This window comes from Kutzneria sp. 744 (genome assembly GCF_000568255.1).
GTDB lineage: Bacteria > Actinomycetota > Actinomycetes > Mycobacteriales > Pseudonocardiaceae > Kutzneria.
Genome location: NZ_KK037166.1, coordinates 5,332,484 through 5,345,426, shown reverse-complemented (window position 1 = coordinate 5,345,426; position 12,943 = coordinate 5,332,484). Strand labels below are relative to the sequence as shown.

The window sequence follows — 12,943 nt, the reverse complement described above, 5'->3', positions numbered from 1 at the left end:
TCGCCAGACCTCGGATGTTTCCGCCTCCCAGTATGCGTCATGGGGCCTGGGATCGTGATCGTCGGGCCGTGGCCGAGGTGCGACTATCCGCCAAACGGAGTATCGTGTCAGAAACTGACCAGAATTATGATCAGATGGTTGACAATTGACTGGACGTTTGGCCGCCACTGCCCGTACCGTCTAATGGTCTGGACCAATGGAGGGCAATTTGGACGCCGTAGTCGCAGCGCCACGAGCACTCGTCGGCGGGGCCATGACCGGCCCGGTCGCGGTGCGGATCCGGGGTGGCCGTTTTGTCGACGTCACCGAGGACCACGCCGGCGCGACCGAGGTGCTGACCACGGGACTGCTCACCGCGGGCCTGGTCGACGTCCAGATCAACGGGGCCTTCGGGGTCGACTTCGCCGACGTCGACGCGGCGTCGATGCGCACGGTCGCCGAGTCCCTGCCGTCCACCGGCGTGACCCGCTTTCTACCCACGCTGATCACCGCGCCGGTGCCGACGGTGCTGCGCCAGGCCCACGCGGTCGTCGCCGCATCGGCCGCGCTGCCGGCCGCCGGCGTCGCCCGGCCGCTCGGTCTGCACCTGGAGGGGCCGTTCCTGTCCCCGGTGCGCCACGGCGTGCACGACGCGGGCCTGATGGTCGCGCCCGAGCCGGCGAACCTGGACCAGCTGCTGGCCGACGAGATCATCGCTGCCGCGCTGCGGGTCGTCACCATGGCCCCGGAGCTGCCCGGCGGCCTGGAGGCCGTGCGGCGGCTGGTGGACGCCGGCGTGGTCGTGTCGGTCGGCCACAGCAACGCCACCGCCGCCCAGACCACCGCGGCCGCCGATGCCGGCGCGTCCATGGTCACGCACCTGTTCAACGCCCAGAGCCCGCTGACGCACCGCGAACCCGGCGTCCCCGGCATCGCGCTGACCGACAACCGCTTCACCCTCGGCCTCATCGCCGATCTCGCGCACGTCGTAGGCCCCATCTGCCGGCTGGTCTTCGCCGCCGCCGGCCCTCGCGTCGCCCTCGTGACGGATGCTGTCGCCGCGGCCGGCATGCCGCCCGGCCGCTACCGCCTCGGCGGCGCCGACGTTCTGCTCACCGAGGCCGGTGTGCCCCGCTCGCCCGACGGCACCATCGCCGGCAGCGCGCTCACCCTGGACCGCGCGGTCCGCAACATCGTCTCGTTGGGAGTGTCCGAACAGGACGCTCTCATCGCCGCGACTCGTACCCCGGCCAACGTCATCGGTGAGAAGTGGTTGGGCCGCATCGCCCCGGGCGCTGTCGCCGATCTCGTGTGGTGGGACGACGACCTCCGCCCCCGCAAGGTCTGGGTGGACGGCGAGGTCGCCTTCGACGCCGAGGTCGACGACTACGCCGAACTAGCCACCGCCGGCAACTAAACCCCGCCGCTCAGCCCTTCCTCAAAGCCACATGTGGACCACATTCGACTCCAGAAGTCGAATGTGGTCCACATGTGATGGAAAAATGGGGGGTTGAGCGGTGGGGTCAGCGGGTTTTGGTGACCTTGTTGAGGCCGCGGGGGCTGTCGGGGTCGCCGCCGCGGGCCAGCGAGAGGCCCAGGGCCAGGCGCTGGATGGGGAGGACCTCAAGGATGGGGGCGACCTCCTCGGCGGTCTCGGCCACCGGGATGCGCAGCGCCGCCGACACTCGGGAGGCGGCGGAACCCACGGCGAAGACGTCCGCGCCACGGGAGTGGATGACGTCCAGGACCTCGCTCATGGCCGTACCGCCCTTGCCGGCGCTGGTGATGGCCAGGACCCCGGTCTCGGCGTCCACGGCGGCGACGGGCCCGTGCAGGAGGTCGGCGCCGCTGTACGAGCGGGCCGACAGGTAGCTGGTCTCGGCCAGCTTGAGGGCGGCCTCGGCGGCGGTGGCCGACGAGTAGCCCCGGCCGGTGGTGAGCACCCGGTCGACGAAGCGGAAGCGCTGCACGGCCTCCTGGACCGCCGCGGCGGAGTCGTCGAGGGTCTGCTGGGCCAGCTCGCCCAGGGCCGCGGCGTGCTCGGCCGAGCCGCCACGGACGGCGTCGACGAGCAGGTACAAGGCCAGCAGCGTGGCCGAGTAGGTCTTGGTGGCGGCGACGGCCAGCTCGGGACCGGCGCCGACGTCGACGGACAGCTCGGCGGCGTGGTTGAGGGGCGAGTCGGGCGTGTTGGTGACGGCGACGGTGAGCGCGCCGCGGGCCCGCGCGGACTCGGTGACCTCAAGCAGGTCGGGCGACCCGCCGCTCTGGCTGACCGAGATGAGCAGCACGTCGGTCAGGTCGGGCTGGGCGCCGTACAGCGTGGTGGTGGACGGCGACACCAGCCCGGCCGGCAGCTGGAGCAGCACCTCGATGAGGTACTTGGCGTACAGAGCCGCGTGGTCGCTGGAGCCACGCGCGGCGAGCAGGGCGAACCGGGGACGCCGCGCGGACACCTGCGCCGCGATCTCGGCGATCTCGCCGCGACGCGCGACCAGATCGGCGAAGATCTTGGGCTGCGAGGCGACCTCGGCACTCATGTGCTGCCCGGCCGAAGGTTCGGTCTGGCGGGTCATGATCGTGCTCCTTGAGTTCTGGGTCCTGTGGCGGCGATCCCAGGTCCGTCGTGCCCCTGACGGTAGTGCATCCGCGGCCGGGTCTCAGCCCTTGACCGCGCCGGCCGTCACCCCCGACACCAGGTTGCGCTGCACGAACAGGAAGAAAACCAGCACCGGCAACGTGAACACGGTCGAGGCGGCCATCGCGCCGCCCCAGTCCGTCCCGAATACCGAGACGAAGCTGGACAGCCACACCGGCAGCGTGACGTTGCCGTTCTGGAGGAACGTCAGCGCGTACAGGAACTCGTTCCACGCCGTCACGAAGCTGAACACCGAGGTGGCGACCAGGCCGGGGCCCAGCAGCGGCAGGGTGACCCGGCGGAACGCCGCCCACCGGCCGCAGCCGTCGACCATGGCGGCCTCCTCCAGGTCCACCGGGATGCCCTTGACGAAGCCGCGCAGCGTCCACGCGGTGAACGGCAGGGCGGCCGCGAAGTAGACCAGGATCAGCCCGGGCAGGGCGTGCAGCAGGTCGAACGAGCGGATCATCAGGAACATCGGGATGAGCAGCGCCTCGAACGGGGCCATCTGCGCCACCAGCACCAGCAGCAGGAAACCCTTGCGCCCGCGGAAGCGCAGCCGGGCCAGCGGCACCGCCGCCAGCAGGCCGGCGATCAGCGCGAAGGCCACCGCGGCCAGGGCCACGATCACGCTGTTCTCCAGCGAGCTGAGGAAGCCCTCCTTGCCGATGCCGTCGACGAAGTGCTGGAAGGTCAGGCCCAGCGGCACCAGGTCGTAGTCGTCGGACAGCAGCTGGTTGGCCGGCTTGAGCGCGGTGGCGACCATCCAGTAGATCGGGAACGCGAACAGCAGCGCGACCAGCAGACCGACCGCCGAGACGAGCCGCTTCTTGGTCCGCCCCATGTCAGTCCACCTCCTCGGTGCGCAGCATCAGCCGCAGGTTCTGGGCGGTGAGCACGACCAGGCAGAGGATCATGATCACGCTGACCGCCGCCGCCGCGCCGAAGTGGCTGGTGGCGATGCCCTTGAGGTACTGGAGCACGGGCAGCGTCTGGCTGCCGCCGTCGGGACCGCCCATGCGGATGGCCCAGACCTGGGTGAACACCTTGAAGTCCCACAGCAGGGACAGGAAGATCACCACGTTGACCAGCGGCCGCAGCGCGGTCCAGGTCACCGCGCGGAAGGTCTGCCAGCTGCTGGCGCCGTCCAGACCCGCCGCCTCGTACAGGTCCGCCGGCACTCCCAGCACGCCGGCGTACAGGGTGAAGGCCACGAACGGGATGCCCTGCCAGGTGATCAGGATGACGATCACCGTCATCGTGCTCAGCCCGGTCTGGAACCACGAGTAGTGGTGGTAGCCCGTGAAGCCCAGCTCGACCAGGGTCTTGTTGAGGATCCCGTAGTTCTGGTCGAACATCCACTGGAACACCGTGGTCGCGGCCAGGATGGGCATCGCCCACGCCAGCACCAGGGCCAGCTGGAGCACGACCCGCACCCAGCCGTGCATGTGTTTCATCAGCAACGCCACCAGCAGGCCGCCGCCGACGGTGCAGACCACGCAGGCCGCGGTGAACAGCACGGTCCGCAGCGTGTCCGCCCAGAACACGTCGTCGGTCAGGATGTTGCGGAAGTTGTCCAGACCGTTCCAGACGACCTTGCCCGAGACGAGTTCGCCCAGGTCGAGCTTCTGGAAGCTGGTCAGGAACACGGACAGCACCGGCCAGCCGAGCATCACCAGGATGGTCGCCGTGGCCGGGAGCAGGAGCAGGTACGGCAGCGTGCGCTGGCTGAACAGCCGGCGCACGAACCTGCCGATCCCCGACCCGCCGTCCGAGACAGTGGAACGCGGCGCCGGCGGGGTGGTCCCCGCCGGCACCGCGGCCTTCGTCGTCACCGACACCAGGTCAGCTCGCGCTCAACGACTTGTTGATCGCGGCGTCCGCGTCGGCGACGGCCTGGTCCAGGCTCTTCTGGCCGGTCAGGTACGCGGTCAGCGCGGCCTTGATCGGGTTGTCCGCCTCGACCGCGGCCCACTTAGGGGTGGTCGGGGTGCCCTTGCCGTTCTTGGCGCCCGCGGCCATCGCCTTGCCGGTCGCGGTGCTGTCCAGCGCGCTGCTGTCGGTCGAGGTGCCCGGCACGACGCCGTTGGCCGCCAGCTGCGACTGGTACTTGGCGCTGGTCTCGATCTTCAGCCAGTCCTTGGCCAGGTCGGCGTTCTTGGTGTTGGCCGGGATGGCCAGGTCCGAGCCGCCGAGGAAGACCGGCGCGGTCTTGCCCGCGGTCTTGGACGGGATCGGGAACGCGCCGAACTTGCCCTTCAGGGCCGGGTTGGCCTTCTCCACCGCGGCCAGCTCGTAGCCGAAGCCGATGAAGCTGGCGGTGGTGCCCTTGGCGACCACGTCGGACTGCTGCGGGGTGGCCTCGTCGGCGTCCTTGGGCGCCGGCGAGCCGGAGGTGTCGCCGAGCTTCTTGTAGAACTCGAACGCCGCCTTGCCGGCCGGCGAGTTGATCGCCGACTTCCAGGTGTCGCCGCTGCTGGTGGCCAGGTCACCGCCCTGGTCCCACAGGAACGACAGCCAGACGTACCAGTCCTGGCCCGGCAGGTAGAGCGGGTCGATGCCGCCCGGCAGCGCCTTGAGCTTGGTCAGGTCGGCCAGCCACTCGTCGTTCGAGGTGGGCGGCGCGGTGATGCCGGCCTGCTGGAACAGGTCGGTGCGGTAGATGACCGCGCGGTTGGCCGCGTAGAACGGCACGCCGTACTGCTTGCCCTGCCATGCGCCCTCGTCCTTGAGCGCGGACAGCCACTGGCTGCCGTTGAGGTCGCCCGCCGCGTCCGTGACGTCGAGCAGGGTGCTCGTGGAGCTGTACTGCGTGACCTGGGTGTTGCCCAGCTCGATGACGTCCGGCCCGCCGCTGGTCAGCGCCGTGGTCAGCTTCTGACCGATGCCGTTCCACTGCTGGACCTCGTACTTGACCTTGACGCCCGGGTGCGCGTCCTCGAAGTCCTTGTCGATCGCCGCGACCGTGGCGTCCGGCGCGGAGCCGCTCATCAGCCAGACCGTGAGGGTCTTGTCACCACCGCCGCTGCCACTGTTCGAACCACCGCCGCAACCGGCTGCGATCATCGACACCGCAGCGACGCCCGCCGCCGCCGCGATCCACTTTCTACGCAGCCCACTCTGAGGGAGCACAGTTCTCCGCCCTTCAACCCCGGCTCACCTGCCGGACACCGTGTTTGGTGCAGACCAATTTGGTGTAGACCAATGAGGAAAAAGGGTGTGCCGTGCCACACTCGATGTCAAGGTCGTTGCGAGACCGTTGCAAAGTCATCCGACGAATGACCGGGGGTGTGATCGCGCAGCCAGCGGTTGACAAGGCATCCTGTTCGCTGGGGAGTGGGCGATCGTTAGGAGGAGGCCATGCTCGAAACCTCGCCGGCCGGTGGCAACGATGCCGGGCTGCGATCGCGTGCGCAGCGTGAGCCCAAGTACTGGGGGCTCAAGCGGCATCTGCTCGACCTGTTGCGGTCCATGCCGCCCGGGTCGCCGATACCGACGGAACGCTCGCTCGCGGCGGATTTCGACGTCTCGCGCACCACGGTCCGGCAAGCGCTTGCCGAGCTGACGGTCGAGGGTCGGTTGCTGCGGGTGCAGGGCAAGGGCACGTTCGCCGCCGAACCCAAGGTGGCGCAGCGCTTGCAGCTGTCTTCGTACACACAGGACATGCTGGCCCAGGGCCGGCAGCCGTCCTCGCGGCTGTTGGAGGCCTCGGAGGAGGCGGCCGACGCCGAGCTGGCCCGCTACCTGGGCGTGCGGGCCGGGGCCAAGGTGCTGCGCCTGCACCGGCTGCGGCTGGCCGACGGCGAGCCGATGGCGCTGGAGACCACGCACCTGGCGCTGGGCCGGTTCCGTGGCCTGCGGCGCTACGTCAGCTCCGGCGGCTCGCTCTACCAGGTGCTGCGGGAGCGGTTCGGGGTGGAGATGGGGCACGCCGAGGAGACCATCGAGACGGCGCTGGCCACGCCCGAGGAGGCGGAGCTGCTCGGCGCCGACATCGGGCTGCCGATGCTGCTGCTGTCCCGGCACTCCTTCGACACCGAGGGCAACCCGGTGGAGTGGGTGCGCTCGGTGTACCGGGGCGACCGGTACAAGTTCGTGGCCACGCTGAACCGGCCGTCCTCATTCTCGCCGACGCACGATTGGTGGTTTAACGTGGCTAATTGAAGTCGGCTTTTTGGGGCAGTCGGCTACGGTAGTCAGGCTTAAAAAGTCGTCATCTAGCCTTTGAGGGGCGTTTCAGTTACATAGGGGGCGAGATCTATTCGCGACCGCGACCACATATCGCAACGCTTACGCTCGTGCACTTAAAACGGACTCGCTACAGGATTGATAGAAGGAGGCAAGGGGGCTGCTTTGCGTCCGATGTTTGCCTCGTAAGTTTGGACAGTACCCTAAGCCGGTGTCCAAAGCCTACCCTCGGCACCGGTGCTTGAGACCGGTATCGGTTATCCTCGCACAGGGACTACGGCTCGACGCTCGTTGGCAACGCCCGATACTGATGTTGCAGTGTCCCCTGGTAGCCCGTCAAACTTCGTCGGGACTCTGACTCGAGGTCGCTAATCTTTATCAGGGCCCGGGGGAACTGCGATGCACGTCTATGAAAGGTTTCCCAGTACGTGGCGATGGGCTGCCCATTCCCATCTAACGTCTGCACAAGTTCAAGGTCCACTAGAGCCTGATTAATGACATGTCCAAGTCTGGGCTGGATTTGTGTCCCGCCAGAGATTAGACTTGGTGAATCGCAGGTTCGAGGCGTAGTGCGATTGGTGCCAAGAGACTTTGTGAATCAAGCGCAATCCGAGTCCTGCCATAGGGGTGTTGAACGTGACCGCGGACTCCGGGGCCACGTGCAGCACCACCGTGCCGAAGGCGGTGCCGCTCATCCGGCCGTCGGAGATGCGCACGGCATCGTCCACACCGGACTCGAGCAGCTTGCGGGGCAACCCGAAGTTGCCGACCTCCGGCATGCCGGGGAAGCCGCGCGGGCCGACACCGGTCAGCACGAACACGCTGTCCCGGTCGCATTCGACAGTATCGATGCGGGCGTGGAGGTCCTCGACGCCGTGGAACACCACGGCGCGGCCGGTGTGCCGCAGCAGCGAGGCTGACGCGGCGGCAGGCTTGATGATCGCCCCGTCCGGCGCGAGATTGCCGCGCAGCACGGCCAGTCCGGCGTCCGTCCGCAGTGGATCGGCCACGGTCCGGATCACCTCTCGGTCGAACACCTCGGCGTCGGCGACGTTCTCGGCCAGCGTCCCGCCGGTCACGGTGATCGCGTCCGGATGCGGCAGCCGGTCGCCGAGCTCGCGCAGCACCGCCGGCAGGCCGCCGGCGTAGCAGAAGTCCTCCATGAGGAACTTGCCCGCCGGCATCAGGTCCACCAGCAGCGGCACCGAGCGGCCCAGCCGGTCCAGGTCGTCGAGGTCGAACGGCACGCCCAGCCGGCCGGCCAGGGCCAGCAGGTGCACCGCGAAGTTGCTGGAGCCGCCGATCGCCGCGTTCACGACCGCGGCGTTCTCCAGCGCCTGCCGGGTGGCGATGGCCGACATCGGGACGTCCTCGCGCACCAGTTCCACGATGCGGATGCCGGTCACGTGGGCCAGCGCGCGGCGGCGCGAGTCCACCGCCGGCAGCGCGGCCATGCCGGGCAGCGACAGCCCCATCGACTCGGCCCAGCAGCCCATCGTGGACGCGGTGCCCATGGTGTTGCAGTGCCCGGCCGAGCGGGACATGCAGGCCTCGGCGGCGTTCATGTCGGCCTGGGACATGGCGCCGGTGCGACGGGCGTCGGCGAACCGCCAGACATCGGTGCCGGAGCCCAGCTGCTTGCCGCGGAACCGGCCGTTGAGCATCGGGCCGCCGCCGACCACCATGGTCGGCAGGTCGACGCTGGCCGCGCCCATGAGCAGGGCCGGCGTGGTCTTGTCGCAGCCGGTCAGCAGGACGACGCCGTCCAGCGGGTTGGCCCGCAGCGTCTCCTCGACGTCCATCGAGACCAGGTTGCGGAACAGCATGGTGGTGGGGCGCATCAGGATCTCGCCGAGCGAGGTGACCGGGAACTCCATGGGCAGGCCGCCCGCCTCGTACACGCCGCGCTTGACGAACTCGGCGATCTCCCGCAGGTGCGCGTTGCACGGCGTGAGATCGCTGGCGGTCTGGCAGATGCCGATCACCGGCCGCCCGTCGAAGGCGTGGTCGGGATGGCCCTGGTTGCGCAGCCAGGACCGGTGGGTGAAGCCCAGCACGCCCTGGTCGCCGAACCAGCCGTGACTGCGGAGTGCTCGCTTGTCGGCCATGCCCTCCGACGCTAGCCATCGCCGGGCCCGCCTGGGAAGGTCGAGCACGGCCGTTCCCGGCAGAAGTGACACGAAGTCGTGCCTCGTTCCACCTCAGCTTGCGCCGGTCCGTGCGGCGGGAACACAGTGCAGCCATGACCACTCCGGGCAACGCGCTCACCGGCGTTCGGTGGGGCAGTCCGCAGGCCCGCGGCGTGCTCGCCGCCACCGTCTGCGGCTCCGGCATGGCGATGCTCGACGGCACGGTCGTCAACGTCGCCCTGCCCAAGATCGGCGCCGAGTTCACCGCCTCGGTGACCGGCCTGCAGTGGGTGCTCGACGGCTACCTGCTGTCGCTGGCCTCCCTGATCCTCGTCGCAGGCTCCCTGGGCGACCGCTACGGCCGGCGCCGGGTGTTCGAGATCGGAGTCGTCTGGTTCGGCCTGGCGTCCGTCCTGTGCGGCCTGGCCCCCACCACCGGGGTGCTGGTGGCCGCACGGGTCCTCCAGGGCATCGGAGGGGCCCTGCTGACCCCGGGCTCGCTGGCGATCCTGCAGTCGGCCTTCGCCCACGACGACCGGGCCCGGGCCATCGGCGCGTGGTCGGGTCTCGGCGGCGTGGCCACGGCGGTCGGGCCGCTGGTCGGCGGCCTGCTGATCCAGGCCTGGTCGTGGCGGCTGGCGTTCCTGGTCAACGTGCCGGTCGCGGTCCTGTGCGTCTACCTGTGCCGCCGCTACGTGCCCGAGTCGAAGGACTCGCAGATGAAGGGCCATCCCGAGGTGCTCGGCACGGTGCTGTGCGCGCTGGGGCTGGCCGGCGTCACCGGGGCGCTGGTCGAAGGGCCGGCGCGGGGCATGACCGACCCGATCGTGCTGGCCGCGATCATCGTCGGCGTGCTCTCGCTGGCCGGCTTCTGCGTCCTCCAGGTCCGCGAGCGGGACCCGCTGGTCCCGCCCGACCTGTTCGCCAACCGCACGTTCACCGTGTCCAACCTGCTGACGTTCATGCTCTACGCGGCGCTCGGCGGCGTGATGATGCTGATGGTCATGCAGCTCCAGGTCTCCATGCACTACCCGCCGGTGCTGGCCGGCCTGGCCGGGCTGCCGATCACCGTGATCATGCTGCTGGGCTCAGCGCAGTCCGGGAAGCTGGCCCAGCGCATCGGCCCGCGCCTCCAGCTGATCGTCGGCCCGATCCTGGTCGGCGCCGGCATGCTGATGCTGCGCTGGGCGGTGCCGGGGTCGTCCTATCTCACGGGCGTGCTGCCGGGCGTCGTGGTGTTCGGCCTCGGTCTGGTGATCGCCGTCGCGCCGGTGACGGCGACGGTGCTGGCCGCGGCCCCCGACCGGCACGCGGGCGTGGCCTCGGGCGTGAACAACGCGGTGGCCAGGACGGGTTCGTTGCTCGCGGTGGCCGTGCTGCCGGCGGCGGCCGGCATCACCGGCGAGAAGTACGCCGATCCGACCGCGTTGACCGCCGGTTGGCAGATGGCCCTGCTGATATGCGCAATCGCCGCCGTGATCGGGGGTTTGATCGCCTTCTGGGTGGACAACCGGGTTCTCGGCCAGGCGCCCAGCCCCGCCGTTGTCGAGGATTCCCCGCATCCGGGGGATTGCCTGCACTGCGGCGTGGAAGGGCCGCCGACCCACGTGGTGCCGCACCATTCGTCCACAGTGGACTGAACGGGGTGTTCGTGCTCACCATCGCCCAACCCCGGGAGTGCCCGCCACGTCTTGTGCGTTGACAGGTGCAGTAGAGGATTGGGAGCGATGAGCAAGGAGCAGGGCACGAAACGGCTGGAGATCAAGCCGACTCAGGTCACGGCGGGCGCGCTGGCGTCCGTGACGGCGGCCGTGTTGGGGTCGAAACTGGGCGTCGCGGGCACCATCACCGGAGCCGGGCTGGCCAGCGTGGTCGGCACCGTCGGCACGGCGATGTACGAGCGGTCCATCCAGGCCGCCCGCAGCCGCGTGACCGCCCGTATCAGGACGGATGAGCAGCCGCCGGTCGGCGCGTCGCACGACGCCGAGACCGTGCGGCTGATGGTCGCGCCGCCGAAGGAGGAGGAGGCCGGCAAGCGCCGGTGGCCGATGATGGTCGCCGCCGTCGCCGTGGCCTTCGTGCTCGGCATGGGCGTGCTGACCGGCCTGGAGCTGCTGAACGGCCACGCCACCGCCGGCAACGGCGACCGCACCACCGTCGGCGCGCTGTTCGGGCAGTCGGGCCAGGGCGGCAACTCGCACCCGACCAGCACCCCGCCGCCGACCACCACCGAGACGACCACGTCGAGCACCACGCCCACGACCACGTCCAGCACGCCGCCGTCATCCACGTCGACCAGCACATCGACGTCCACGAGCCCGTCGACCACGACCACGACGACCACCTCGCAGCAGCTGACCGACACCAGCGGCAATCCGCCGCCGGGGGCGAACTAGGTCCCGCACGGCCGCGCGCGAACTAGCCGCTGATCGCGCTGCTCGCCAGGGGCCAACCGGGCTGCCGCCGATTCGGGTAGTCCGACTGCCGCCGATAGGCCGAACGGTCATGGGGGCGTCCGGACGGGCAAAGGATCGCGGTCAGCGGTATGGAACAGCATTTATGCGCGACGTTACTTAAACGTCAAGTGTTAACCGCTACGCGTCGTACCCATGCGGTCGGATCTTGTGACACGCTTTGCGCCCGATCGGACTCTCGGCCGAAGGACATTCGGCGGCGTGCCTGGCGGGACGGATTTCCGGGGGAGGCGAAGTTTGGCGGCTTTCGCAGCGACCACCGTGACTCACCACGCTAGACATAGCGAGTCGAGAGTCAGAGGTGGGGGGAAGGTGGGGCGACCCCTGCCGCCGCCCCACCGCCCGTCCCCCTGAAAGGCTCGGGAAGGGGTCCCTGCAACCGCCACTCCCGAGTCCCCGCATCCGAAGATGAGGGAGACGTCTGATGAACCGCATTGCTGCGGCTCGCATCACCGGCGCTGCCCTGTTGTCCATCGGCCTCGCCGCTACTGTCAGCGTACCGGCAGCGGCAGCTTCTGCGCCCGTCTCTGTCGATACGTCCACGAATGGTGTGGTCATATCACCCGATGTAGCGAGCGCGTTGCAGCGCGATCTGGGGTTGTCACCCGCTCGGGCGATGGTGACATTCGCTCAACAGAATCGTGCCGATGTGCAGGTCGCAACCCTGCGCACTGTTCTCGGGCCGATCTTTGCCGGCTCCTGGTTCGACGCCGCGGCCGGCGAGGCCGTCGTGGCGGTGACCGACGTCACAGCCCTCGCGCGTGTACGCGCCGCGGGCGTTGAGGCAAGGGTTGTCACCCGAACGGACGCGCAACTGACCGCCGTCGCGGACGGACTCCGCCAGAAGCAGGTGCCGGCCGGGGTGGTCGGCTGGTACGTCGACCTGCCGACCGACCAGGTCGTGGTGCAGATTCTGGACCGTTCGCCGGCCACCGAGGCCTTCCTGGCGACGGCCGGTGCGGCCGTCCGCGCGCAGGCCGTGACCGAGCGACCGAAGCCGCTGTACGCCGTTCGCGGCGGCGACGCGTGGTACGGATCGAACTTCCGGTGCTCGGTCGGCTTCAGCGCCACCGACGCCGCCGGCGGCAAACACTTCGTGACCGCCGGCCATTGCACGGCCGGCGGCGGTACTGCATCCGGGTACAACCAGGTTTCACTCGGTCGGATCAACGGCAGCCACTTCGGCTCCGGCGGGGACTACGGCAAGGTCGACGTGACCAGCGGCCAGTGGACGCTGTCCGGGACCGTGGCCAGCGGCGGAGGCGCCGTGGCCGTCAAGGGCTCCGCCGAGGCCGCCGTCGGCGCCGCGGTCTGCCGCTCCGGCTCCACCACCGGCTGGCACTGCGGCACCATCCAGGCCAAGAACCAGACCGTCGTCTACCAGCAGGGCACCGTCACCGGCCTGACCAGGACCAACGTCTGCGCCGAGCCCGGCGACTCCGGCGGCGCCTGGATCAGCGGCAACCAGGCCCAGGGCGTCACCTCCGGCGGCTCCGGTGACTGCACGCACGGTGGCACCACGTACTTCAGCCCGG

10 protein-coding genes are annotated in these 12,943 nt (G+C 69.6%); 5 read left to right on the top strand and 5 right to left on the bottom strand.

Annotated elements, in window-relative coordinates; all coding sequences use genetic code 11:
- Positions 1–208 precede the first annotated feature (208 nt).
- The gene (nagA, locus tag KUTG_RS23940; RefSeq protein WP_052396659.1) at positions 209–1,396 is read left to right on the top strand and encodes an N-acetylglucosamine-6-phosphate deacetylase; all 1,188 of its coding nucleotides are present in this window, start codon (positions 209–211) and stop codon (positions 1,394–1,396) included.
- A 106-nt stretch (positions 1,397–1,502) separates the two neighbouring features.
- Here nagA and KUTG_RS23935 read toward each other — a convergent pair whose 3' ends face one another.
- From KUTG_RS23935 to KUTG_RS23920, 4 genes are all read right to left on the bottom strand, one after another.
- Positions 1,503–2,555 carry an SIS domain-containing protein gene (locus KUTG_RS23935; protein ID WP_043719738.1) on the bottom strand — a complete coding sequence of 351 codons (1,053 nt, stop codon included), beginning with the start codon at positions 2,553–2,555 and terminating at the stop codon, positions 1,503–1,505.
- An 84-nt stretch (positions 2,556–2,639) separates the two neighbouring features.
- Entirely contained in the window at positions 2,640–3,461 is an 822-nt protein-coding gene (locus KUTG_RS23930) for a carbohydrate ABC transporter permease (RefSeq protein WP_043719736.1), read from the bottom strand.
- A gap of 1 nt (position 3,462) precedes the next feature.
- Entirely contained in the window at positions 3,463–4,458 is a 996-nt protein-coding gene (locus tag KUTG_RS23925) for a carbohydrate ABC transporter permease (protein ID WP_043719733.1), read from the bottom strand.
- 4 nt (positions 4,459–4,462) lie between these two features.
- Positions 4,463–5,683 carry an extracellular solute-binding protein gene (locus tag KUTG_RS23920; protein ID WP_052396658.1) on the bottom strand — a complete coding sequence of 407 codons (1,221 nt, stop codon included), beginning with the start codon at positions 5,681–5,683 and terminating at the stop codon, positions 4,463–4,465.
- A 294-nt stretch (positions 5,684–5,977) separates the two neighbouring features.
- Here KUTG_RS23920 and KUTG_RS23915 point away from each other — a divergent pair, with 294 nt between their 5' ends.
- Positions 5,978–6,781, top strand: coding sequence for a GntR family transcriptional regulator (locus KUTG_RS23915; RefSeq protein ID WP_052395318.1), 804 nt, complete (start codon positions 5,978–5,980; stop codon positions 6,779–6,781).
- 515 nt (positions 6,782–7,296) lie between these two features.
- Here KUTG_RS23915 and KUTG_RS23910 read toward each other — a convergent pair.
- Positions 7,297–8,913, bottom strand: a complete 1,617-nt coding sequence (locus KUTG_RS23910; protein ID WP_052395317.1) for a dihydroxy-acid dehydratase — start codon at positions 8,911–8,913, stop codon at positions 7,297–7,299.
- A gap of 134 nt (positions 8,914–9,047) precedes the next feature.
- On the opposite strand from KUTG_RS23910, the gene KUTG_RS23905 reads away from it, so the two are divergent.
- The 3 genes from KUTG_RS23905 to KUTG_RS23895 form a co-directional block, all read left to right on the top strand.
- Complete coding sequence (locus tag KUTG_RS23905; protein WP_043719731.1) at positions 9,048–10,574, top strand: MFS transporter; 1,527 nt, start codon at positions 9,048–9,050, stop codon at positions 10,572–10,574.
- Between the two features lie 87 nt (positions 10,575–10,661).
- Complete coding sequence (locus KUTG_RS23900) at positions 10,662–11,330, top strand: hypothetical protein (protein ID WP_043719729.1); 669 nt, start codon at positions 10,662–10,664, stop codon at positions 11,328–11,330.
- Positions 11,331–12,057: 727 nt separating this feature from the next.
- Positions 12,058–12,943, top strand: an 886-nt coding sequence (locus KUTG_RS23895) for a S1 family peptidase (protein WP_232240916.1), incomplete at its 3' end; no start/stop codon positions are given.

Excerpts from the sequence above, each read along its gene's own strand:
- KUTG_RS23930 (WP_043719736.1), bottom strand. The coding sequence starts at position 3,461 with ATGGGGCGGACCAAGAAGCGGCTCGTCTCGGCGGTCGGTCTGCTGGTC.
- KUTG_RS23910 (WP_052395317.1), bottom strand. The coding sequence starts at position 8,913 with ATGGCCGACAAGCGAGCACTCCGCAGTCACGGCTGGTTCGGCGACCAG.
- KUTG_RS23920 (WP_052396658.1), bottom strand. The coding sequence starts at position 5,683 with ATGATCGCAGCCGGTTGCGGCGGTGGTTCGAACAGTGGCAGCGGCGGT.
- KUTG_RS23900 (WP_043719729.1), top strand. The coding sequence starts at position 10,662 with ATGAGCAAGGAGCAGGGCACGAAACGGCTGGAGATCAAGCCGACTCAG.
- KUTG_RS23915 (WP_052395318.1), top strand. The coding sequence starts at position 5,978 with ATGCTCGAAACCTCGCCGGCCGGTGGCAACGATGCCGGGCTGCGATCG.
- KUTG_RS23935 (WP_043719738.1), bottom strand. The coding sequence starts at position 2,555 with ATGACCCGCCAGACCGAACCTTCGGCCGGGCAGCACATGAGTGCCGAG.
- KUTG_RS23905 (WP_043719731.1), top strand. The coding sequence starts at position 9,048 with ATGACCACTCCGGGCAACGCGCTCACCGGCGTTCGGTGGGGCAGTCCG.